Origin of the sequence: Pseudomonas sp. SJZ131, from assembly GCF_007828705.1 — a bacterium.
In the GTDB taxonomy this organism is placed as follows: Bacteria; Pseudomonadota; Gammaproteobacteria; order Pseudomonadales; family Pseudomonadaceae; genus Aquipseudomonas; species Aquipseudomonas prosekii.
Genome location: NZ_VIVC01000002.1, coordinates 720,798 through 741,999 on the forward strand (window position 1 = coordinate 720,798; position 21,202 = coordinate 741,999).

Here is a 21,202-nt window from a genome sequence, read left to right on the forward strand (position 1 = left end):
TTTACTCCCCTTTGCCGCTGGAAGCCTTATCAGCTGCCTGTGCGGGGGCCGGGTTCTTCGCGCCAACGTTAGTCGCTTCACTGACTTTAACTTCGACGCCAGGTTTGACGTATTGCAGCCCTTCGGTAATCAGTCGATCGCCTTCCTTGAGGCCATCTTCGATCAGCCACTGGGTGCCTACGGTGCGGCTGGCCTTGAGCTGGCGCAGTTCGACCTTGTTGTCGGCACCGACGACCATCGCGGTCGGCGTGCCTTTGAGGTCGCGGGTCACGCCTTGCTGTGGCGCCAGAATCGCTGCGGCGTTGACGCCGGCCTGCAACTGGGCGTGCACGAACATGCCTGGCAGCAGCGTGTGATCCGGGTTCGGGAACACTGCACGCAAGGTCACGGAACCGGTGGTCTGATCAACCGAGACTTCGGAGAACTCGAGTTTGCCCGGCTGCGAATATTCGCTGCCGTCTTCCAGGGTCAGTTTGACCGCTGCCGAGTTGTCACCCGACTTTTGCAGGCGACCGCTTTCCAGTTCGCGGCGCAGCTCAAGCAGCTCGACCGACGACTGGGTGACGTCGACGTAGATCGGATCGAGTTGCTGGATCACCGCCATTGCATCGGCCTGGCCGTTGGTCACCAGCGCGCCTTCGGTCACCGAAGAGCGGCCGATACGCCCGGAGATCGGCGCGTAAACCTTGGTGTAGCGCACGTTGATCTGCGCCGATTGCAGGGTCGCTTCCGACTGCAGGCGATTGGACTGGGCGGTGTCGAATTCCTGACGGCTGACCGCTTGCTCTTTCACCAACTGCTGATAGCGGTCGGAGATCGATTTGGTCTGCTGCAGATTGGCCTGGGCGCTTTTCAGCGTAGCTTCATAGACCGCTGGATCGATCTGATACAGCTGCTGGCCGGCCTTGACGTCCGCACCTTCCTTGAACAGACGTTTGAGAATAATGCCATTGACCTGTGGACGAACTTCGGCAACGCGGTACGCGCTGGTGCGGCCCGGAAGTTCCGAAGTCAGGGTAAAGGCTTGAGCTTTCAAGGTGACGACGCCGACCTGAGGGGCGGGAGCGGCAGGAGGTGCCTCTTCCTTTTTACATCCGCTGAGCAGCGATGCCAGGGCGACGGCAGTGACCAGAGCGGTAACAGCTGGCTTGAATTGCATGAAGATCCTCGGGTCAGGCGCGCAAGACACGCACCAGAAATGTGGAAGGGTAAAAAATGTGCGCTGAGTGGATAAGTAGCTTGCTAAGCAATATACTTACGTTCATGGTTGTTTGTAAACACCCTGGCTGCGTATCCTCATCGCTACAAAAGCCGTTCAAGGGTTGAAATTGTAGGCCGGGGACGACGCCCAAGAGCGCTTGCCCCACTTTTATTCAGCGCATGTTCAGGCATCGCTGAGGCATCCTGATTGAGGTTGTACTGCCATGGTTCGTCGTACCAAAGAGGAAGCTCAGGAAACCCGGAGCCAGATACTCGAAGCGGCCGAGAAAGCCTTTTTTGAAAGGGGCGTGGCGCGCACGACGCTGGCCGACATTGCCTCGCTGGCCGGCGTGACGCGCGGGGCCATCTATTGGCATTTCAGCAACAAGGCCGACCTGGTGCAGGCCATGCTCAATACCTTGCAGGAGCCGCTGGATGAAATGGCCCGAGCCAGTGAAAGCGAGGACGAACTCGATCCGCTGGGCTGGATGCGCAAGCTGCTGATTCATTTGTTTCAGCAAGTTGCGCTCGATCCGAAGACCCGACGCATCAATGAGATTTTGTTTCATAAGTGCGAATTCACCGATGAAATGTGTGATCTGCGCCAACAGCGGCGGGCGGTCAGCCTCGACTGCAACGTACGAATCGCGCTGGCATTGACCAACGCGGTGAATCGCGGCCAGTTGCCCGAAGACCTCGACACGGTCCGCGCAGCGGTCAGCCTGCATGCCTACATCGACGGCATCCTCTATCAGTGGCTGCTGGCGCCCGACAGCTTCGAGCTGGCGGCCGAGGCCGAGCGTTGGGTCGATACAGGATTGGACATGCTGCGCTTGAGCCCCAGCCTGCGCAAATGAAAAAAGCGCAATAAAACCCGCTGTGTCCACGATCACGGCGGACGAGGAATGTCTCCTCGCCGCACAGTGTGGCAGTGGTGTGCATTTATATACGTCTGGCGGCCTGCTTCACAGGCAATCGCCAGCGAATTTTGTAGGAAATTTGTTTCGCTTCAGTGAAGAACCCTGAAAAGCGTCTATGCAGACTCAAAATTCCTTGCGGCGCGAGTCATTCGTGCCTATGACCAATTCAAGGCTATAGCTGAAGGGCGCCTTGCCCATGGTCGATGCGTTGAGCTGGCAGCGATTCTCGCCGTCAGTCACGCCTGAAGGTTGCACAGTATAAGTTCGCTTGGCGATCAAGTCCGGCTCGAGGAAACTTATCAGTTCGAAACCTGGCTGCGTCACGCTCAATCGAGTGCTGACGGTGCAACGCAATCCATCATGCGTTTCATAGGTCAGCGTAGTTGTCATCGGGCCGCGATTTTTCAAACCGACAAATCGCGAGTTGCGAAAAGAAAAATCCCAGTCTCCCTGGATCTTCATTTGCTCGGTTGTACCGGGGCCGACATTGTAAGCCATTAATGGTCGTTGGGGTTGGCCATCGTTACTTGTATAACTGATCAGTTTTAGTGTGCCGTAAGTTTCGTTGACGATGTTGATGTCAACCACCGGATTGCCGGGTGCTGCCATTACGGAGTTTGTTGCAAGTAAAGTAAGCAGAGCTGCACAGCCGCGGATGCCAGATAGTTTCATTGTTTTACGTCCTTGTAGTTGGCGAGATTATTGAATGAAGAATTCAACAGCGGAGCTGTAGAGAGAAGTTCTGTCAACAGCATGAATCAACGTTGAACAATCTGCTTCTTCTTCGCCAACAGAGCGTGCAGTGCCGGCAAAGTGAGTGCGGATGCCGTCGTCACCACCGTGTTCATATTTGGCTTTGGTCCACGTGGTGAATTCGCAGACCTTATCGCCAGCGGCGTAGGTATACGTTGCAGTGAGGGTAATAAGCGGTTGAAGAAATGCGCTGAAGTGGAAAGGGTTCTCGTTGGTGAAGTTGAGTGTTTGGTTAGCGCTGACTACGGGGTTCTGTTCGGGATCGACCTCGCGACCATGCGCCTCGATCAGCTCTGCTGTATCGCCGGTGCGATTGGTGATGTACAGGTTAATAGTCGTGGTGTTGTCATCTACATAGTGAAGGGTTCGGGGTGAACCATCAGCCGCCAGTGAAACATGTGCAAGTGTTCCGAGTGCAATAGCGGTGAATAGTCTGGTTTTGCTGATCATAAGTTATTCGCTGTGTTCAGAGTTTATATAAGTGGGTTGGGCGCCTGTTTGTTTTTTAACATGAAAGAATCGCTGGGCACTATTTAATGCTGAGGCAAGTTGTTATTGATTATTTCATCGAGTAGTTGGGCGTGACTTTTCAACCGCCCATAAAAAAGCCACAACTCTAATGAGTCGTGGCTTTTGTTTGTCGCGCTGTAAAGTTAAAGCGTCGGGTAGTCGATGTAACCAACTGGGCCTTTGGCGTAAAACAGTTCTGGGCGCGGTTCATTCAACGGCGCATCAGCTTTCAAACGCGCCGGCAGATCCGGGTTGGCAATAAACGGAATACCGAAGGCCACCGCATCAGCCTTGCCCGCGGCCAGCCACGCGTTGGCGCTGTCCTTGGTGAAACGTTCGTTGGCGATGTACGGGCCGCCGAAAGCTTCTTTCAGTTGTGGGCCGAGGCTGTCGGCACCTTCTTTCTCACGCGAGCAGATGAACGCGATGCCACGCTTGCCCAGTTCGCGAGCGACGTAGGTGAAGGTTTCGGACAAGTTGTCGTCGCCCATGTCATGCGAGTCGGCACGCGGTGCCAAGTGCACACCAACGCGGCCGGCGCCCCAGACTTCGATCGCCGCGTCAGTTACTTCGAGCAGCAGGCGCGCACGGTTTTCCAGCGAACCGCCGTACTGGTCGGTGCGCTGGTTGGTGCTGCTTTGCAGGAACTGGTCGAGCAGGTAACCGTTGGCGCCGTGGATTTCCACGCCGTCAAAACCGGCAGCCTTGGCGTTTTCGGCACCGACGCGGTAAGCGTCGACGACGTCCGCGATTTCGGCGATTTCCAGCGCGCGCGGCGTTGGGTAATCGGCCATCGGGCGCACCAGGCTGACGTGACCTTCAGGCTGGATCGCGCTCGGGGCCACCGGAGTTTCGCCGTTCAGGTACGACGGGTGGGAAATCCGCCCGACGTGCCACAGTTGCAGGAAAATCTTGCCGCCCGCGCCGTGGATCGCTTTGGTCACGTTGGCCCAGCCGCGCACTTGATCGTTGGACCAGATGCCCGGGGTGTCCGGGTAGCCAACGCCCATCGGCGTCACCGAGGTGGCTTCGCTGAGGATCAGCCCGGCGGAGGCGCGCTGCACGTAGTATTCGGCCATCAGCGCGTTCGGCACGCGGCCTTCGTCGGCGCGGCAACGGGTCAGCGGCGCCATGATGATGCGGTTGGCCAACTCGAGGTCGCCGAGTTTGATCGGGTCAAAAATAGTCGTCATGGAAAGCTCTCCAAATCAGTTCAGTAAAAATCAGTTAATACAAATCGCTTCAGTACAAATCAGTTGAGGAAACTCAGTGGGTCGCCGGCACCAGGTCGGGGTTGGCGCCCTGACGGAAAGTGATCAGCGTCACCAGCAAGGCCAGCACCGCCAGTGCGGCTGCGGCGAGCGGCACGCTGGTCAGGCCGAAACCGTGGGCGATGACGCTGCCGCCGACCCAGGCGCCGAGGGCGTTGCCGACGTTGAACGCGCCGATGTTCAGCGTGGAAACCAGGTTGGGCGCGGCTTTGCCGAAGGTCACCACGTTGATCTGCAGCGCCGGTACCGCAGCAAACGAGGCGGTGGCCCAGAGGAACAAAGTGATTTCAGTCGGGATCAGCGCGACGCTGGTCCAGGTCAGCACCGTGGAGACCACCGCCATCGAGATGAAGACGCCGATCAGCGTGGCGCCCAGACGCTTGTCCGCCAGTTTGCCGCCGATGATGTTGCCGACGGTCAGGCCGAGGCCGATCAGCAGCAGGGTCCAGGTCACGCCTTTTGGCGAGACGCCGGTGACGTCGCCGAGCAGCGGTGCGACGTAGGTGAAGAGGGTGAACATCGACGCGGCGAACAGCGCGGTCATGCTCAACGACAACCAGATGCCGGCGCCTTTGAGGGCGCGCAGTTCGGCGCGCATGTCGAGTTTCTCTTCATCGCGCTTGGCCGGGAGAAAACGGATCAGGCCGATCAGCGCAATCACGCCGATCACGGTCACCGCCCAGAAGGTCGAACGCCAGCCGGCTTCCTGACCCAGCGCGGTGCCCAGCGGTACGCCGAGGACGTTGGCCAGGGTCAGGCCGGTGAACATCAGCGCCACAGCCGAGGCACGTTTGTTGGCCGGCACCAGACCCGCCGCCACCACCGAACCGATGCCGAAGAACGCGCCGTGACACAGCGCCGTGACCACTCGGGCAAACATCAGCACGTTGTAGTCACTGGCCATCGCGCAGAGCAGGTTGCCGACGATGAAAATCCCCATCAACGCTACCAGCGCGGCTTTGCGCGGCAGGCGGGCGGTGGCCAGCGCCATGAACGGCGCACCGATGGCGACACCGAGGGCGTAACCGGTTACCAGCCAACCGGCGCCAGGAATCGACACGCCGAGGTCAGCTGCAACATCGGGCAACAGGCCCATGATGACGAACTCGGTGGTGCCGATAGCGAAGGCGCTGAGGGCCAGAATGAGTAGCGAGAGGGGCATTGATTATTTCCTTGTCGGAGCGCTGAGCTCTTGTACGAGTGCATCGAGGGCCGCTTGAATCACGTCCTCGTTGCGTTTGAAAAAGTGCCATTGACCGGCTTTCTGGCTGCTGATCAGCCCGGCGCGTTGCAGCGTTGCCAAATGTGCCGACACGGTCGACTGCGACAGGCCGCAGCGCTGGTCGATCTGTCCGGCGCAAATGCCGTATTCGTGGTTGTGCAACTGTTCGGGGAACTGCACCTTGGGGTCTTTCAGCCAGATGAGGATGTCTCGGCGTACTGGGTGTGCCAGGGCTTTTATTATTTCGTCGAGGTCAAGGGTCATGGTGTGGGCTCGTGATGAGTGAAACGCTATATCGCGATGGGGCGAACTTTAAATCGTCATATCCCGATATACCAATATGATTTTGGTCTTAGGTTCGAGTAAATCGGTATATCGGGTTATAACGATACGTCGCCTGTCATGAGGTCAAGCCGCAGTGCTAAGCTGCGCCCCATGAACTATCTCGCACATCTGCACCTCGGTGGCCAACGCCCCGGTCAACTGCTCGGCAGCCTCTATGGCGATTTCGTCAAGGGACGGCTGCAAGGGCATTACCCTCCGGAGATCGAAGCGGCTATTCAACTGCATCGGCGCATCGATGTTTTCACCGACCGCCATCCGTTGGTGGACATCGCCCTGTCACGATTTTCCGTGACCCGTCGGCGTTATGCCGGAATCGTCCTCGACGTGTTTTTCGACCATTGCCTGGCGCGGGACTGGACGCTTTATGCGGATCAGCCGCTGGCGCTGTTCACCTCGGACGTGTACCGAGTGCTGTCCAGCGAGCCGCAATTGCCGGAACGTCTGGCGCAGATTGCGCCGCACATGGTGGCCAATGACTGGTTGGGTTCTTACGAAGATTTCGAAGTGTTGTCGCAGGTGCTACGGGGGATTTCCCGGCGCTTGACCAAGCCTGAGGAACTGGCCGGGGCAATGCAGGAGTTGCGCGTGTTGTATGAACCGCTGAGCGAGGATTTTCGGTTGTTCTATCCGCAGCTTCAGGATTTCGCCAATAACCGCTAATACGCATTACCTGTAGGAGCGAGGCTTGCCCGCGAAGAACGATGACGCGGTGTATCAGTCACACCGCGGCGTTCCCTTCGCGGGCAAGCCTCGCTCCTACAGAAAGCATTACGCGGCGATAAGTTCGCCGCCGCGCTGCGGTTCGGCAGGTTTCGTCACTTCACCAAACAACGCCCGCTGCACCGCCTGCTGCGCTTCAAACGCCAGCGCCGCGCGTTCACGTCCTTCGCAGGCAATCGGCTTGAGCACGTGAATCTCCACTTCGCCCTGATCATTGGCAAACAGACGCATCAGGTGCGAGAGCAAATCGTCGTCGCCAATAAACGGCGCCAGCCGATCGATCTCGCCGTCGCGCAGATAACGGATCGCCACCGGTTGCATCGGCACTTCGGCGTCAATCGCCGCTGACAGCAAGCGGCCATGGAAAGTACGCAGCGAGCGCCCGTCAGTGGTCGTGCCTTCCGGGAACATCAGCAGCGGATGCGCCTGTTGCAGATGCCGGGTCATCTGTTTGCGGATCAACTGGCTGTCGCCCGAGCCGCGACGGATAAACAGGCTGCCAGCCTTGGCCGCCAACCACCCGGCGACCGGCCAGGTGCGCACTTCGGCTTTCGACAGAAACGACAGTGGCGTGATCATCCCGAGCAACGGAATGTCAGTCCACGACACATGATTGCTGACCCACAGCATCGGTGTTTTCGGCAACTCGCCGTGTACCGTCACGCGAAAGGGCAGGGCGTTGCTCAAGCGCCTCATGAAAAACCGCGACCAGCGCTGGCGCCGAACCATCGAATGCGCAATCCCGGCGCGTTCGAACAGCCCGAACACGCTGGCCATGGTCAACCCCAGCGCCACCACCAACAGCACTCGCGCAATTCGCGCGTACACCCGCAGGCGGCCCATTACATGGCTGCCTTGAAGTGGCGGGCGTAGCGCGGGCAGAGTTCGTCGCGCTTGAGCAGGATGAATACGTCGGCGACCTGGAAATCTTCGTCCCAGCACGGCTCGCCGCAGATTTTCGCGCCGAGGCGCATGTAGGCCTTGAGCAGTGGCGGCATTTCGGCGATGACGTTGGAAGGAATATCCAGCGTCGGCAGCGGATTTTTCGGCTCGGCGCGCAGGTGTTCGGTGCACAGATAACGTTCGCGCAAACGCTGCATGATCGCGTGCGCCTGAATACCGCCGTCCTGCATCGGAATGCTCGCGCAGCCCATCAAATAGCTGTAGCCGCCCTGATTGAGCACTTCGGCCAATTCGCCCCAGAGCACGGCGATGGTGCCGCCATTGCGGTACGCCGGGTCGACGCAGGTGCGGCCGATTTCGAGGATCGGGCCTTTGAGATGCACCAGCCCGTGCAAGCTGAATTCTTCTTCGCTGTAGAACTTGCCGAGGCTGCTGGCGGCGGTGTGATCGAGCAAGCGGGTGGTCGCGACCAGACGGCCGCTGTTCAAATCACGCACGCCGATGTGGGCGCAGTGAACATCATAATCATCCATGTCCAGACCGCGTTCGGCGCCTTTCAGTTTGGCGTTGAACTCGCCGCTGAACACGTTGAAACGCAAGGCCTGGGCTTCCTGCAAGGCCTCGCTGCCGATCAGGCGTTCGGCTTGCAGGCGGCGTTCATTGCCGGTGTCGCTGATGCGGGCGATCTGAGTCATTGCGAATCTCCGTACGGGCCGTTCACCCGTCGTGGGTTGCAGCCGATCGACTTTCTTTATGCAGCCGTGTTGTGCAAAGTCAGGCTATGTAGCCCCGGTGTCATCGCCATGAAGCTTTGGTGATGCTTATATGACAGCCCACGAGGAGCCTCAGATGCCTTGGCAAACCCTGTTGAATCGTCGCGAACGCTTGCCCGCCAATGCCGATCTGGCCGAAGGTTTTTCGAGGCTGTTGCACCAGTTGGGCGCGGTCACTGCGTTTGAATTGGCCGTCGCCGGCGGGCGCTTGATGGCGACGCCGGGGCTGGCGTTTCTGGTCGGTTATCAAGCGGCGCTGCGCATGCTCTGGCCGAGCGCGCCGCCCAGCCTCGGCGCCTTGTGCGCGACCGAACAGCGCAGCCTGCGTCCGGCGGACATGCAGACCCGGCTCACGGATTTACGCTTGAACGGGCGCAAGGATTTTGTCACCGCAGGCGATGCCGCCGACTGGTTACTGATCGCCGCGCGCAGCGAACAATCCGGCGAAGTGCCGCGCTTGAGTCTGGCGGTGGTTTATCCCGGCGAACCGGGCGTGCGCCTGGAAAAACTGCCGGCCATCGCGCTGATGCCGGATATCAGCCACGGCCGGGTATTTCTCGACAACGCGGTGTGTGAATTGCTCGCCGGCGATGGCTGGGACGCTTACGTCAAACCGTTCCGCACGTTGGAAGACATTTATGTGTTGAGCGCCTTGAGCGCCTGGCTGTATGGCGTCGGCGAGGACAGCGACTGGCCGCAGCCCTTGCGATTGCGTTTGCTGGCGTTGCTCGCCGGTTGCGCCGAGGTCAGCCGGCAAGCGCCGAGCAGTGCGGCGACGCATGTGCTGCTGGGTGGGTTGTTTGCGCAGTTTGATGCGCTCAAAAGTGAGATCAACCAAGCGATGGCCAGCGGCCCGGCAGAGTGGGCGGCGATGTGGCAGCGCGATCAAGCGGTGATGGACCTGGCGTCGGGCGCGCGTTCGAAGCGCTTGGCCAAAGCGTTAGAGACAATCTGAACGGCCTCATCGCGAGCAAGCTCAGCTCCCACATGTTGCAATGCATTCCCCTGTGGGAGCGAGGCTTGCCCGCGAAGGCGTCCTTATCGACAACACACATTCAGAACTGTAACCAACCTCAACTAGGCTCAGCAGATTCTTCCCCCGAGCCATCGCCATGTTCAAAGGCTTGCCGCTGCTTTACATCCTCCTGCTCGGCACCCCGGCCCTGGCGGAAAACTGGCCCGCCGAGCAGTGGTCAACCGGTGCGCAAATCACCGGCCCGGCACTTGAAGCTTTGGAATCCTATGCCTTCGCGCCTCGCGATGACGCCACCCGAACCGGCGTGCGCACCGACGCCTTGCTGGTGATCCGCGACGGCCAATTGATCTACGAACGTTATGCCGGCGCGACCACCGCCGATACGCCGCACCTGACCTGGTCGATCAGCAAAAGCCTGATGGCCACGGTGTTGGGCGTGGCGTATGGCGAGGGTTTGTTCGCGTTGCAGGATCCGGCAGTGAAGTTTTACCCCGCGCTGAACAATCACCCGGCGATCACCCTCGCCGACTTGCTGCACTGGGCGTCCGGCCTCGACTGGCAGGAAGACTACGAATACGCGCCGCTTAAATCTTCGGTGGTTGCCATGCTTTACACCCGCGGTCATGCCGACATGGCCGCGTTCACCGCTGCGCACGACAGCTACGCTGAACCGGGCCAGGCGTTTCGCTACTCCAGTGGCGACAGCAATCTGCTCGCCGCTGCGCTGAAAAACATGATCGGGCCGAGCCGCTATGCGGACTATCCGTGGACCGCGCTGTTCGCGCCGTTGGGCATTCGTCATGCGGTGTGGGAGCGCGATGCCACTGGGACATTTGTTGCTTCGTCCTATGCCTACCTGACCGCGCGGGATCTGGCGCGGATCGGGCTACTGATGGCGCGTGACGGGCGCTGGCATGATCGGCAATTGCTGCCCAAGGATTGGGTCGCGTTCAATCGGCAACCCTTCGCCGGTTACCGCGCCGGTCAGGATGAAGCGCTGCCCGGCGGCCATTGGTGGCTCAATCGCGAAGTCGATGGCGCGGCGCGACCGTGGCCCGACGCGCCCGCCGATACCTTTGCCGCGTTGGGGCATTGGGGGCAGGCGCTGTATGTGATTCCCGGTGAACAGCTGGTGATCGTGCGTTATGGCGATGATCGCGACGGCACGTATCGGCATAACGAGTTGTTGAAGCTGGCAATCAAGGCATTTGCGGCGAAGGTGCAGCCATGAGCGGGTTTGTCCGGCGTCGTCCATTCAGCAGTTTTTTTCTGTTGCTGCTGGTGTTGCTGCTGATGTGGCTGGCGGGCTGGATCTGGCGCGAGAGGGTGGCGCTGTGGGCGTTCCCGGACATCATCAGCGCCTACACCGCCAAGGAATATTGCTCGTGCCGCTATGTGATGAACAATGACGCCGGGTATTGCCGGGGCTATGTGAAGCAGTGGCTGCCGTTCAGTGGCTTCGTCGATGATGAGGTGGCCAGACGCGTGACCGTCAGCGGCATGGGGCGCAGCAACAGCGCGCAGTGGATCGGCGAGCGCGAAGGCTGTCGTTTGCAACCCTGAGAGCGCCGCGTTTCGATGGGAGGCTTGCTCCCACACTCTTTTCATCTTCGAGGTTTGCAACGCGGCCACGCCCGGTTAAGGTTCGCTCAGGTTTCTCTGCCCCACGGGTCTTTATGTTCAACCGTTCCCTCTGCAAAACCCTCGCTTTTGTGCTGCTGGCCGCTGCCTCGCTGGCGGCGCGTGCGGATTGGTATCTGGACGGCGAGTCGTCGCGGCTGTCGTTCATCAGCACCAAAAACGCCAATATTTCTGAAGTGCAGCGCTTCCTGGTGCTGCACGGCAAGGTCGATCCCAAAGGGCTGGCGCAGGTCGAAATCGAGATGGAGTCGGTGAACAGCGGCATCCCGTTGCGTGACGAGCGCATGCGCAAGGACCTGTTCGACATCAAGAACTTCCCCGAAGCGCTGATCAGCGCGCAAATCGATCTGCGCCCGATCAACGATCTGGCGCCCGGCGCGCAGCTGGAATTGCGTCTGCCGGTGACCGTCAACCTTCGCGGCAAACAACACGAATACAACGCCGAGTTGCTTGCGACTCGCCTCGATGATCGGCGCTTTCAAGTGGTGACGCTGGAGCCGCTGGTGATCAACGCGGCAGATTTTGACCTTGCTGCGGGGCTGGACGGTTTGCGTAATGTGGCCGGTTTGTCGGCCATCAGTCTGTCGGTGCCGGTGAGTGCGGTGCTGATTTTCACGGCGCGCTGAGATGACCGGAGCCGTATTCCCCTGGCGTGAAGGCAATCGTTTCGAGTTGCTGATAGATGGTCCGCAATTCTTTCCGCGCATGTTGGCGGCGATTGCCCGCGCCGAAGAACAGCTCGAGCTGGAACTGTATCTGGTCGAGGCGGGTGCCTGCGCCGAGGCTATCGTCGCGGCGTTGGTCGAAGCCGCCGAGCGCGGAGTTCGCGTGCGCTGTCTGTTCGATGATTACGGCAGCCTGGCGTTTACCCTGAATTTGCGTCAGCGCTTGATTACGGCGGGCGTCGAATTGCGTTTCTACAATCGCCTGAGCTGGCGGCGCTGGGTCGGCAACTTTTATCGCGATCACCGCAAGTTGTTGTTGGTCGATCAGCGTTTGGCGGTGGTCGGCGGCACGGGCGTCACCGATGAGTTCTGGACGCCGGGCGAAGACACCAGTGAGTGGCACGAGGTGATGGTGGAAATCGTCGGGCCGCTGGTGCTCGACTGGCAGTTGCTGTTCGATCGGCAATGGATCGCCAACCGCCATCGCCGCGCCTGGAAACCCGCTGCGCATTTCGGCTTGCCACGTCTGCCGCGCGTGCCGTCGGTGGGCGAGGGCATGGGCCGGGTGGCGTATGCCGACGCCCGCCAGCACCGCGACATTCTGCAATCGTTGTTCCGCGCGTTAAACAGTGGGCAGAAGCGCATCTGGCTGGCCACGCCGTATTTCCTGCCGACCTGGAAAGTCCGCCGCTCGTTACGCAAAGCGGCGGCGCGCGGCATCGACGTGCGCTTGCTGCTGACCGGGCCGCGCACCGATCACCCGTCGGTGCGCTACGCCGGCCACCGTTATTACCCGCGATTGCTGCGTGCCGGGGTGAAAATCTTTGAGTACCAGCCGTGCTTCCTGCACCTGAAAATGGTGCTGGTCGATGATTGGGTGAGCATTGGTTCGTGCAACTTCGACCATTGGAATCTGCGCTTCAACCTCGAGGCCAACCTTGAGGCGCTGGATCCCGCGTTGACGGCGGCCGTGGTGGCGAGTTTCGAAAAAGACTTTGCGCTGAGCCAGGAAGTCAGCCTCGACGCCTGGAAACGCCGCCCGCTCTGGCGCCGGGTCAAGCAAAGGATCTGGGGCTGGGTCGATCGACTCGTGGTCAACATGCTCGACCGCCGCGGCTGACCGCCACACCCCATCCCCCATCCCCCATCCCCCGTAGGAGCAAAGCTTGCTCGCGATGGCGGTGTGGCAGCCAAAGAAGATGCTGGATGTACCGGCCTTATCGCGAGCAGGCTCACTCCTACAAGGGATCAGTGCCGAGCACAGAATTGGTGACACCCAAACCCCCTGTGGGAGCGAGCTTGCTCGCGATGGCTGGTTAACATTCAAAAATCTGCTGAATGTACCGCCCTCATCGCGAGCAAGCTCGGCTCCCACAGGGATCAGTGTCGGGCACGAAATTGGGCAACACCCAAAATCAACTGTAGGAGTGAGCCTGCTCGCGATGGCTGCTTAACATTCAACAAAGATGCTGGATGTGCCGGCCTCATCGCGAGCAGGCTCACTCCTACAAGGGATTTGTGCCGGGCACAGAATTGGGTGACACCCGAAATCCCCCTGTAGGAGTGAGCCTGCTCGCGATGGCGGTGTGGCAGTCAACGAAGATGTTGAATGTGCCGGCCTCATCGCGAGCAGGCTCACTCCTACAAGGGATCAGTGCCGAGCACAGAATTGGGTGACACCCAAACCCCCTGTGGGAGCGAGCTTGCTCGCGATGGCGGTGTGGCAGTCAACGAAGATGCTGGATGTACCGGCCTCATCGCGAGCAAGCTCGGCTCCCACAGGGGATTTGTGCCGGACAGAGAATTGGGTGATGCCCAAAATCCACTGTGGGAGCAAAGCTTGCTCGCGATGGCGGTGTGGCAGTCAACAAATCTGCTGAATGTACCGCCCTCATCGCGAGCAAGCTCGGCTCCCATAGGGGATCAGTGTCGGGCGCAGATTTGGGTGACGCCCAAAGTCCCCTGTAGTGAATGGTGGATTACAGCAACTCAAAGCTCTGCTGTGTCACGTCCTGGCTATCCAGGCCGATTTGCACGTTGAATTTGCCGGGTTCGGCGGCGTATTTGAGCTGGGCGTTGAAGAACTTCAGGTCGTCTTCGGTAATGGTGAAGTGCACGACTTTCTGTTCGCCGGCCTTGAGCATTATTTTCTGGAAGTTTTTCAGTTCCTTGACCGGGCGGATCATCGAGCCGGTGACGTCCTGGATGTACAGCTGCACCACGGTTTCGCCGTCACGTTTGCCAGTGTTTTTCAACATCACACTGGCGTCGAGCTTGCCGGTCTTGTTCAGCGTGGTCGACGACAGCGCCATGTCGCTCAGGCTGAAATCGGTGTAGCTCAAACCAAAACCGAACGGATACAGCGGCCCGGTGGTGTCATCGAAATACTGCGAAGTGTAGTTGCCCGGTTTGCCCGGCGTGAATGGCCGGCCAACGCTCAGGTGGTTGTAGTAAGTCGGAATCTGCCCAACCGAACGCGGGAAGGTGATCGGCAGTTTGCCCGACGGGTTGTAGTCGCCGAACAACACGTCGGCGATGGCATTGCCACCTTCAGTGCCGCTGAACCAGGTTTCCAGAATCGCGTCGGCCTGCTGGTTTTCTTCGAGAATCGACAACGGCCGGCCGTTCATCAACACCAGCACCAACGGCTTGCCGGTGGCTTTCAGTGCTTTGATCAGGTCACGCTGACTCGCCGGGATATTCAGATCAGTACGGCTCGACGATTCGTGCGACATGCCACGCGATTCGCCGACCGCCGCCACCACCACGTCGGCATCCTTGGCGGCCTTCACCGCTTCATCGATCAACACCTGCGACGAACGCGGATCGTCCACCACTTCCGGCGCGTCGAAGTTGAGGAAGTTGAGGTAATCGAGGACTTCCTTGTCGCCGGTAATATTGGCGCCACGCGCATAAACCAGCGTGGCTTTATCGGCCACCGCCGCGTTCATGCCGTCGAACAAAGTTACCGATTGCGCCGGGCGCCCAGCGGCGGCCCAACTGCCCATCATGTCGATCGGCGCTTTGGCCAATGGACCAACCAAAGCGATTTTCGCGGTTTTGCGCAGCGGCAATGTCTGGTTCTGATTCTTCAGCAACACCAGACTGCGGCGCGCGACATCACGCGCTTCGGGACGATGCAAACGGCTTTCGGCGTAAGTGTCGACCGGGTCGTCCTCAGCCTTGCCGATGCGCAGGTACGGGTCCTTGAACAGGCCCATGTCGTACTTGGCCGCGAGCACTTCGCGCACCGCGTTGTCGATGTCTTTCTGTTCGATTTCGCCAGCCTTCAACAGCCCCGGCAGCTCTTTGCCGTAGAGCGTGTCGTTCATGCTCATGTCGATGCCGGCCTTGATCGCCAACTTCGCCGCTTCGCGACCATCACGGGCGACCCCGTGCTTGATCAGCTCGAAAATCGCCCCGTGGTCACTCACCGCCAAACCTTTGAAACCCCAATCCTTGCGCAACAGGTCGTTCATCAACCAGGTATTGGCGGTGGCCGGAATGCCGTTGATCGAGTTCAGCGCGACCATCACGCCACCCGCGCCGGCGTCAATCGCGGCGCGGTAGGGCGGCAGGTAATCCTGATACATCTTCACCGGGCTCATGTCGACGATGTTGTAGTCGCGACCGCCCTCGACTGCGCCGTACAAGGCGAAATGCTTGACGCTGGCCATGATGCTGTCGGCCGCGTTGGCGCCCTGGCCCTGGAAGGCCTTGACCATCACCCCGGCAATGCGCGACACCAGGTAAGTGTCTTCGCCAAAACCTTCGGAGGTGCGGCCCCAGCGCGGGTCGCGGGAGATATCGACCATCGGCGCAAACGTGATGTCGAGGCTGTCGGCCGCCGCTTCCTTGGCGGCAATACGCCCGGAACGGGCAATCGCGTCCATGTCCCAGCTCGACGCCAATGCCAGGCTGATCGGGAAAATCGTCCGATGGCCGTGGATCACGTCATAAGCAAAAAACATCGGGATCTTCAGGCGGCTGCGCATCGCCGCGTCCTGCATCGGACGGTTTTCGGCGCGGGTGATCGAGTTGAACGTGCCACCGATATTGCCGGCGGCGATCTCCTTGCGGATCATCTCGCGCGGCATTTCCGGGCCGATGCTGATCAGGCGCAACTGGCCGATCTTTTCATCGAGGGTCATTTGCTTCATCAGGTCAGTGATGAAGGCGTCCTTGTTTTCCAGGGAGGTGGATTTCTCAAGAGATGCGGATTTCTCGAGAGGTGCAGGGGTCGTGGCGGCCAGTAGGGTAGAACTGGCCAGGCTGACGAACAGGCCCAGCAAACACAGCTTCTTCATGAATAATTTCTCGAAAGCCTAAACGGCAGTGGATACGCGCCGGTCAGCTAAAAATTAGGGAGCGACTATTGTTGTTCGTGTTGTTCAAGCATTTGTTGTTCGAGCTTGTTCGAGCATTGCTCGGGAAAATACAGCAAACTTGCGAGCTGTTTTTTTCAGAGCTGCTTTTTTAACTGCAGTTTTTTCTGAACTGTTTATCGCGCTGGGCATCTTTTAGCCCATTGGCTCAATGCAATCCAGTGGTGGCCGCAGATTATGCCTTAATGGCTCGGTTTCACGCCGCTGGATGTTTTTTCAATGGAATGTACACAGGAGCATCACCTTCATGAATGTCCGACTCAACTATCGATCGAGCCTGCACGTCGCCGCGCTGATGCTGCTGACCTCGCTGCTGGCCGGCTGCGGCATCAATACCATTCCGACCCTCGACGAACAGGCCAAAGCCGCCTGGGGCCAGGTGCAGAACCAGTATCAACGTCGCGCCGACCTGATCCCCAACCTGGTGGAAACCGTCAAGGGTTACGCCAAGCATGAGCAGGACACCCTGACGGCGGTGATCGAGGCACGGGCCAAGGCGACTTCGATCCAGGTCGATGCCAGCACGCTCGACAACCCGGAAAAGCTCAAGCAGTTCCAGCAGGCGCAGGATCAGCTGACCGGCGCGTTGAGCCGTCTGATGGTGGTGTCCGAGCGTTACCCGGACCTCAAAGCCAACCAGAACTTCCTCGCCTTGCAATCGCAACTTGAAGGCACGGAAAACCGTATCGCCGTGGCGCGCCGCGACTTCATCCTCGCCGTGCAGAAATACAACACCGAAATCCGCACCTTCCCAGGTCGCTTGTGGCACAGCGTGATGTACAGCGACTTGCCGATCCGCGAGACCTTCGAGGCGACCAGCCCGGATGCCGATAAAGCGCCGCAAGTGAAGTTCTGATGCGTGGCGTACAGCGCGCGCTGCAAGGCGCGCTGCTGTCGCTGTGGCTGGCAGGCAGTTGCGCCGTGATGGCGCAGCCGCAGGTTGCAACACCCACGGACGGGTTGAATGTGCCTCAGGCGCAAACCGTTTCGCAGGTCGAGCCGCCACCGGTCGCGGCGACGCCCGTAGCGCTGCAAAGCCTGTTCCCCAAGCTGACCGGGCGCGTCGTCGATACGGCGCAATTGCTCACACCGTCGGCTGCGGTTTACCTCACGCAGATGCTTGAGCGCCTGGAACAGTCGACCACCGATCAAGTGGTCGTGGTCACTGTCCCCAGCCTCGCCGGTTACAGCATCGAAGAGTTTGGTGTGGAACTGGGCCGGCATTGGGGCATCGGCCAGAAGGACAAAAACAATGGCGTGCTGCTGCTGGTGGCGCGCGACGATCGCAAGGTGCGGATCGAAGTCGGCTACGGACTTGAAGGGCCGCTCAACGACATTTCGGCGGCGATGATCATTCAGCACTCGATCATTCCGTACTTCAAGGATGATCTGTATTCGACGGGGATCATCGCCGGGACGACCTCGATCGTAAGGCTGCTCGGGCCAGCGGCGGACCGGATGATGGTTTATCACTCCGCGGACAAGGGCTGGCTGGCAAACACCGACTGGTTTGGCGTAGTGCGAGTGCTGTTCTTTACCGTGTTGATCGGCATTCCGTTCGCGGTGTTTGCCTGGTCATGGCGCGATAACGACGATCCGTTTCGGCCGAAGTCCAAAGAACAGAAAGCAGCCGAAAAAGCAGCTAAAAAAGCAGCCAAGAAAGAAGCCGCGCTTCGCGAGGCGAGAACGCCCAAGCCTGACAAGAGCTGGAGTTTCAGTTTCGGCAGCTCGGGGCCGCGGGATATTGACTCGATCACTTCGAGTTCGAGCAGTTTCAGCGGGGGTGGTGGCAGTTTTGGCGGTGGCGGCGCTTCCGGCAGTTGGTAGCGCGCCGGCTCAATTATTCAGGAAGAGGTGCTGATGGGAATCGTCAAATACGCCCTGGTGTTAGTGCTTTGGGTGGTCGCGGTCACGGCTCAGGCCGAACTGAAATTTCCGCCGCTGACCGGGCGGGTGGTCGACAACGCGCAGATGATCGAGCCGACCGTGCGCGAGCATTTGACGCAGCAGTTGCAGGCCCACGAGGCCTCGACCGGCGAGCAACTGGTGGTGGTGACCCTGGCGGATTTGCAGGGCACCGACATTGCCGATTTCGGCTATCAACTGGGGCGTGCCTGGGGCATCGGGCAGAAGGACAAGAACAACGGTGCGCTGCTGATCGTCGCCCGCGATGAGCGCAAGTTGCGCATCGAAGTCGGCTATGGCCTGGAAGATCGGCTGACCGACGCGCAGAGTTCGGTGATCATCAATCAGGTGATCACCCCCGCGTTCAAAACCGGCAACTTCAGCAAAGGCATCAGCGACGGTGTGGCCGCGATGCTGGTGGTGCTGGGCGGCAATCCGCTGGACGAACCGTCGACGGTGTATGAATCCAGCGGCAGCGAAGAAAGTGATTTCATCTCGCGCCATCCGGGGCTGTTTATCTTCCTGGTGATGCTGTTCATCGTCACGGTGTTCATCTGCCAGATGCTCGGCATTTTGCCGGCCGGTCGCGGTGGTTCGGGCGGTTCCAGTGGCGGTTTCGGCGGTGGCGGATTTGGTGGCGGCGGTGGCGGCGGAGGCTTCAGCGGTGGCGGCGGGAGTTTCGGCGGCGGCGGTTCGTCTGGCGGCTGGTGATGATGCGGCCAATAAAAATATCAGGGAACAGGCATTTATAACCATGGCATTACTGACTGAACACGAACAACGCAAAGTCGCCGAGGCGATTGCCCGGGTCGAGCGCGAAACCGACGCCGAACTGGTCACCGTGCTCGCGGCCCGCGCCGACGATTACACGTATATCCCGCTGCTGTGGGCGAGTTTGCTGGCCCTGGTGGTACCGGGCGTCGTGCATTACCTGACCGGCGCATTGACGCTCAACCTGTTGTTGATGGTGCAGTGGTCGAGTTTCATCGTGCTGTGCCTGTTGTTTCGGATCCCGGCGATCACCACGCGCCTGATCCCGCGTTCGGTGCGCCATTGGCGCGCATCGAACCTGGCACGCCGACAGTTTCTGGAGCAGAACCTGCACCACACCGTTGGCAGCACCGGCGTGCTGATTTTTGTCAGCGAGGCCGAGCGTTATGTGGAGATTCTGGTGGACGAGGGGATTTCCAAGCGGCTGGATAACCAGAGCTGGGAAGTGATTGTCGCGGCGTTCACCCGCCAAGTGAAACAGGGCCAGACGCTGCAGGGTTTTGTGACCTGCATCGAGGCCTGCGGCGAATTGCTCAAAGTGCACGTGCCGGCAACGCAGCAGAAAAACGAACTGCCGAACCGCTTGGTGGTGTTGCGCTGACCCCCCCCAATCTCCTGTAGCAGCTGCCGAGCGCAGCGAGGCTGCGTTCGGCTGCGAAGCAGTCGTAAAACCGCACACCCGGTATTGCAGAAAAACCGCGTGCTCCGTCCACGACTGCTGCGCAGCCGAACGCAGCCTCGCAGGCTCGGCAGCTGCTACAGGATCACGCCGTTGGGGAAATTAGCCGTGCCCTTGCGGCGCATCCCCCCTAAAATACCCGCCATTCCCGATTCGCTCCGCCCGAGGCCGTTTTTCCCATGTCTGTTACCGCCACTCCCGCCAGCCTCGCGCCGGACCATCACGCCCAGTTCATCAACCTGCTGCAAACCAGCCTCGACGACAACGCCTTCATCAAACTGGTGCTGGCCAAGTACGTCGGCGGCGAAGCGGATTTGCAGCGGCTGATCATCAAGCAGCTGACGGTCAAGGATCAGCCGTGCCTGTCCTTCGTTTATCGCTACAAAACCCGCGACATCACCAAGAATTTGCCGTTGACCGAAGGCGTGGCGGCGATTGCCGCGCTGTTGCCGGAGTCGTTCAAAAATGCGCATTTGCTGGCGCTGACTGATGAAGCGCAGCTCGAATACAGCAAAAAGGGCAAATCTTCGCTGTTCAAAAGCAAACCTCAGCAATTGCGCGAAGTGCCGTCCGCCGAGCACAACCGCGAGAAAAATCGTTTTCTCGACCTGAACCGGCCGTTTCTCGCTGACCTTGGCGTGACCAACAGCAAGCACGAGCTGATCCCCGCGATGTCGCGCAAGTGGAAGCAGATCAACAAATTCATCGAAGTCTTCAGCCATGCCCTGACCACCTCGCCACTGGCTCTGGACAAACCGGTGCGCGTGGCGGACTTCGGTTCGGGCAAGGGTTACCTGACGTTCGCGATTCACGATTACCTGCGCAACACATTGAACGCCGAGGGCGAAGTCACCGGCGTCGAGTTGCGCGAAGAAATGGTCAACCTGTGCAACGCCGCTGCCGCCAAGCTCGACCATCCGGGGCTGGTGTTCAAGTGCGGCGATGTACGCAGCGTGGCGCCGAGCGAACTCGACGTGATGATCGCCCTGCATGCCTGCGACATCGCCACCGACTACGCGATTCACACCGGCATTCGGTCCGGGGCGTCGATCATCATGTGCTCGCCGTGCTGTCACAAACAGATCCGCCTGCAAATCCAGAGCCCGGCGCTGCTCAAACCGATGCTGCAATACGGTTTACACCTCGGCCAACAAGCGGAAATGGTCACCGACAGCTTGCGTGCGCTGTTCCTTGAAGCGTGTGGTTACGAGACCAAGGTCTTCGAGTTCATCTCACTCGACCACACCAACAAAAACAAAATGATCCTCGCGGTCAAACGCGCCGAACCGCAGGACCCGGCGCAGTTATTGGTGAAGATTCAAGAGCTGAAGGACTTCTACCAGATCAGCGAACATTGCCTGGAAACGTTGCTGCGGGCTGACGGCTACCTCTGATCAGCACACCTCTGATCACCAAATCTCTGATCACCACGCCCCTGTAGGAGCCAGGCTTGCCGGCGAAGGCGTCCTTGAAATCGCCATCGCCCTGTGGGAGCAAAGCTTGCTCGCGATGGCGTCCTTGAAATCGCTATCGCGAGCAAGCTTTGCTCCCACAGGGCTGGGT

At 59.7% G+C, this 21,202-nt stretch carries 21 protein-coding genes; 12 read left to right on the top strand and 9 right to left on the bottom strand.

Features of this window, described 5'->3' with window-relative positions; genetic code table 11:
* Position 1: 1 nt before the first annotated feature.
* Positions 2–1,159: an efflux RND transporter periplasmic adaptor subunit gene (locus tag FBY12_RS10210; RefSeq protein WP_121757259.1), complete on the bottom strand. Its 1,158-nt coding sequence runs from the start codon at positions 1,157–1,159 to the stop codon at positions 2–4.
* A 265-nt stretch (positions 1,160–1,424) separates the two neighbouring features.
* On the opposite strand from FBY12_RS10210, the gene emhR reads away from it, so the two are divergent.
* Positions 1,425–2,057 carry an efflux system transcriptional repressor EmhR gene (gene emhR, locus FBY12_RS10215; protein ID WP_092272040.1) on the top strand — a complete coding sequence of 211 codons (633 nt, stop codon included), beginning with the start codon at positions 1,425–1,427 and terminating at the stop codon, positions 2,055–2,057.
* Between the two features lie 186 nt (positions 2,058–2,243).
* Here emhR and FBY12_RS10220 read toward each other — a convergent pair whose 3' ends face one another.
* The 5 genes from FBY12_RS10220 to FBY12_RS10240 form a co-directional block, all read right to left on the bottom strand.
* Positions 2,244–2,792 (bottom strand): hypothetical protein, encoded by a 549-nt coding sequence (locus FBY12_RS10220; RefSeq protein ID WP_145252783.1) that lies wholly within the window; start codon positions 2,790–2,792, stop codon positions 2,244–2,246.
* 27 nt (positions 2,793–2,819) lie between these two features.
* Complete coding sequence (locus FBY12_RS10225; RefSeq protein ID WP_145252784.1) at positions 2,820–3,323, bottom strand: hypothetical protein; 504 nt, start codon at positions 3,321–3,323, stop codon at positions 2,820–2,822.
* Between the two features lie 203 nt (positions 3,324–3,526).
* Positions 3,527–4,576: an alkene reductase gene (locus tag FBY12_RS10230; RefSeq protein WP_145252785.1), complete on the bottom strand. Its 1,050-nt coding sequence runs from the start codon at positions 4,574–4,576 to the stop codon at positions 3,527–3,529.
* A 73-nt stretch (positions 4,577–4,649) separates the two neighbouring features.
* Complete coding sequence (locus tag FBY12_RS10235) at positions 4,650–5,816, bottom strand: MFS transporter (RefSeq protein WP_145252786.1); 1,167 nt, start codon at positions 5,814–5,816, stop codon at positions 4,650–4,652.
* Positions 5,817–5,819: 3 nt separating this feature from the next.
* The gene (locus FBY12_RS10240; protein ID WP_145252787.1) at positions 5,820–6,140 is read right to left on the bottom strand and encodes a helix-turn-helix transcriptional regulator; all 321 of its coding nucleotides are present in this window, start codon (positions 6,138–6,140) and stop codon (positions 5,820–5,822) included.
* Positions 6,141–6,311: 171 nt separating this feature from the next.
* Here FBY12_RS10240 and FBY12_RS10245 point away from each other — a divergent pair, with 171 nt between their 5' ends.
* The gene (locus FBY12_RS10245; RefSeq protein ID WP_145252788.1) at positions 6,312–6,881 is read left to right on the top strand and encodes an ACP phosphodiesterase; all 570 of its coding nucleotides are present in this window, start codon (positions 6,312–6,314) and stop codon (positions 6,879–6,881) included.
* A 108-nt stretch (positions 6,882–6,989) separates the two neighbouring features.
* Here the strand turns inward: FBY12_RS10245 and FBY12_RS10250 are convergent, their stop codons facing one another.
* Positions 6,990–7,784, bottom strand: coding sequence for a 1-acyl-sn-glycerol-3-phosphate acyltransferase (locus FBY12_RS10250; RefSeq protein WP_145252789.1), 795 nt, complete (start codon positions 7,782–7,784; stop codon positions 6,990–6,992).
* A complete protein-coding gene (gene olsB, locus FBY12_RS10255) occupies positions 7,784–8,539 on the bottom strand; it encodes an L-ornithine N(alpha)-acyltransferase (RefSeq protein WP_145252790.1) in 756 nt (251 codons plus the stop codon). The genes FBY12_RS10250 and olsB overlap by 1 nt, the downstream gene beginning before the upstream one ends.
* A 154-nt stretch (positions 8,540–8,693) precedes the next feature.
* On the opposite strand from olsB, the gene FBY12_RS10260 reads away from it, so the two are divergent.
* The 5 genes from FBY12_RS10260 (at position 8,694) to FBY12_RS10280 (ending at position 13,019) form a co-directional block, all read left to right on the top strand.
* Positions 8,694–9,572 carry an acyl-CoA dehydrogenase family protein gene (locus FBY12_RS10260; RefSeq protein WP_145252791.1) on the top strand — a complete coding sequence of 293 codons (879 nt, stop codon included), beginning with the start codon at positions 8,694–8,696 and terminating at the stop codon, positions 9,570–9,572.
* 157 nt (positions 9,573–9,729) lie between these two features.
* Positions 9,730–10,824, top strand: coding sequence for a serine hydrolase (locus tag FBY12_RS10265; protein WP_145252792.1), 1,095 nt, complete (start codon positions 9,730–9,732; stop codon positions 10,822–10,824).
* A complete protein-coding gene (locus tag FBY12_RS10270; protein ID WP_145252793.1) occupies positions 10,821–11,156 on the top strand; it encodes an amidase in 336 nt (111 codons plus the stop codon). The genes FBY12_RS10265 and FBY12_RS10270 overlap by 4 nt, the downstream gene beginning before the upstream one ends.
* A gap of 113 nt (positions 11,157–11,269) precedes the next feature.
* Positions 11,270–11,860 carry a YceI family protein gene (locus tag FBY12_RS10275; protein WP_145252794.1) on the top strand — a complete coding sequence of 197 codons (591 nt, stop codon included), beginning with the start codon at positions 11,270–11,272 and terminating at the stop codon, positions 11,858–11,860.
* A 1-nt stretch (position 11,861) separates the two neighbouring features.
* Positions 11,862–13,019, top strand: a complete 1,158-nt coding sequence (locus tag FBY12_RS10280) for a phosphatidylserine/phosphatidylglycerophosphate/cardiolipin synthase family protein (protein WP_145252795.1) — start codon at positions 11,862–11,864, stop codon at positions 13,017–13,019.
* Positions 13,020–13,878: 859 nt separating this feature from the next.
* Here the strand turns inward: FBY12_RS10280 and bglX are convergent.
* The gene (gene bglX / locus FBY12_RS10295; protein ID WP_145252798.1) at positions 13,879–16,206 is read right to left on the bottom strand and encodes a beta-glucosidase BglX; all 2,328 of its coding nucleotides are present in this window, start codon (positions 16,204–16,206) and stop codon (positions 13,879–13,881) included.
* Positions 16,207–16,531: 325 nt separating this feature from the next.
* Here bglX and FBY12_RS10300 point away from each other — a divergent pair, with 325 nt between their 5' ends.
* The 5 genes from FBY12_RS10300 to FBY12_RS10320 all read left to right on the top strand — a co-directional run bounded on the left by FBY12_RS10300 (position 16,532) and on the right by FBY12_RS10320 (position 21,033).
* A complete protein-coding gene (locus FBY12_RS10300; RefSeq protein ID WP_092271992.1) occupies positions 16,532–17,140 on the top strand; it encodes a LemA family protein in 609 nt (202 codons plus the stop codon).
* Positions 17,140–18,111 (top strand): YgcG family protein, encoded by a 972-nt coding sequence (locus FBY12_RS10305; protein WP_145252799.1) that lies wholly within the window; start codon positions 17,140–17,142, stop codon positions 18,109–18,111. Before FBY12_RS10300 ends, FBY12_RS10305 begins: the two co-directional genes overlap by 1 nt.
* 33 nt (positions 18,112–18,144) lie before the next feature.
* Positions 18,145–18,900, top strand: coding sequence for a YgcG family protein (locus tag FBY12_RS28020; protein WP_145252800.1), 756 nt, complete (start codon positions 18,145–18,147; stop codon positions 18,898–18,900).
* 43 nt (positions 18,901–18,943) lie between these two features.
* Entirely contained in the window at positions 18,944–19,561 is a 618-nt protein-coding gene (locus tag FBY12_RS10315) for a TPM domain-containing protein (RefSeq protein ID WP_101208704.1), read from the top strand.
* Between the two features lie 257 nt (positions 19,562–19,818).
* Positions 19,819–21,033: an SAM-dependent methyltransferase gene (locus tag FBY12_RS10320; RefSeq protein WP_145252801.1), complete on the top strand. Its 1,215-nt coding sequence runs from the start codon at positions 19,819–19,821 to the stop codon at positions 21,031–21,033.
* The last annotated feature ends 169 nt before the right edge of the window (positions 21,034–21,202 follow it).

What these genes read in the sequence shown, in the direction of transcription:
- FBY12_RS10210 (WP_121757259.1), bottom strand. Translation starts at nt 1,159, where the DNA reads ATGCAATTCAAGCCAGCTGTTACCGCTCTGGTCACTGCCGTCGCCCTG.
- emhR (WP_092272040.1), top strand. Translation starts at nt 1,425, where the DNA reads ATGGTTCGTCGTACCAAAGAGGAAGCTCAGGAAACCCGGAGCCAGATA.
- FBY12_RS10220 (WP_145252783.1), bottom strand. Translation starts at nt 2,792, where the DNA reads ATGAAACTATCTGGCATCCGCGGCTGTGCAGCTCTGCTTACTTTACTT.
- FBY12_RS10225 (WP_145252784.1), bottom strand. Translation starts at nt 3,323, where the DNA reads ATGATCAGCAAAACCAGACTATTCACCGCTATTGCACTCGGAACACTT.
- FBY12_RS10230 (WP_145252785.1), bottom strand. Translation starts at nt 4,576, where the DNA reads ATGACGACTATTTTTGACCCGATCAAACTCGGCGACCTCGAGTTGGCC.
- FBY12_RS10235 (WP_145252786.1), bottom strand. Translation starts at nt 5,816, where the DNA reads ATGCCCCTCTCGCTACTCATTCTGGCCCTCAGCGCCTTCGCTATCGGC.
- FBY12_RS10240 (WP_145252787.1), bottom strand. Translation starts at nt 6,140, where the DNA reads ATGACCCTTGACCTCGACGAAATAATAAAAGCCCTGGCACACCCAGTA.
- FBY12_RS10245 (WP_145252788.1), top strand. Translation starts at nt 6,312, where the DNA reads ATGAACTATCTCGCACATCTGCACCTCGGTGGCCAACGCCCCGGTCAA.
- FBY12_RS10250 (WP_145252789.1), bottom strand. Translation starts at nt 7,784, where the DNA reads ATGGGCCGCCTGCGGGTGTACGCGCGAATTGCGCGAGTGCTGTTGGTG.
- olsB (WP_145252790.1), bottom strand. Translation starts at nt 8,539, where the DNA reads ATGACTCAGATCGCCCGCATCAGCGACACCGGCAATGAACGCCGCCTG.
- FBY12_RS10260 (WP_145252791.1), top strand. Translation starts at nt 8,694, where the DNA reads ATGCCTTGGCAAACCCTGTTGAATCGTCGCGAACGCTTGCCCGCCAAT.
- FBY12_RS10265 (WP_145252792.1), top strand. Translation starts at nt 9,730, where the DNA reads ATGTTCAAAGGCTTGCCGCTGCTTTACATCCTCCTGCTCGGCACCCCG.
- FBY12_RS10270 (WP_145252793.1), top strand. Translation starts at nt 10,821, where the DNA reads ATGAGCGGGTTTGTCCGGCGTCGTCCATTCAGCAGTTTTTTTCTGTTG.
- FBY12_RS10275 (WP_145252794.1), top strand. Translation starts at nt 11,270, where the DNA reads ATGTTCAACCGTTCCCTCTGCAAAACCCTCGCTTTTGTGCTGCTGGCC.
- FBY12_RS10280 (WP_145252795.1), top strand. Translation starts at nt 11,862, where the DNA reads ATGACCGGAGCCGTATTCCCCTGGCGTGAAGGCAATCGTTTCGAGTTG.
- bglX (WP_145252798.1), bottom strand. Translation starts at nt 16,206, where the DNA reads ATGAAGAAGCTGTGTTTGCTGGGCCTGTTCGTCAGCCTGGCCAGTTCT.
- FBY12_RS10300 (WP_092271992.1), top strand. Translation starts at nt 16,532, where the DNA reads ATGAATGTCCGACTCAACTATCGATCGAGCCTGCACGTCGCCGCGCTG.
- FBY12_RS10305 (WP_145252799.1), top strand. Translation starts at nt 17,140, where the DNA reads ATGCGTGGCGTACAGCGCGCGCTGCAAGGCGCGCTGCTGTCGCTGTGG.
- FBY12_RS28020 (WP_145252800.1), top strand. Translation starts at nt 18,145, where the DNA reads ATGGGAATCGTCAAATACGCCCTGGTGTTAGTGCTTTGGGTGGTCGCG.
- FBY12_RS10315 (WP_101208704.1), top strand. Translation starts at nt 18,944, where the DNA reads ATGGCATTACTGACTGAACACGAACAACGCAAAGTCGCCGAGGCGATT.
- FBY12_RS10320 (WP_145252801.1), top strand. Translation starts at nt 19,819, where the DNA reads ATGTCTGTTACCGCCACTCCCGCCAGCCTCGCGCCGGACCATCACGCC.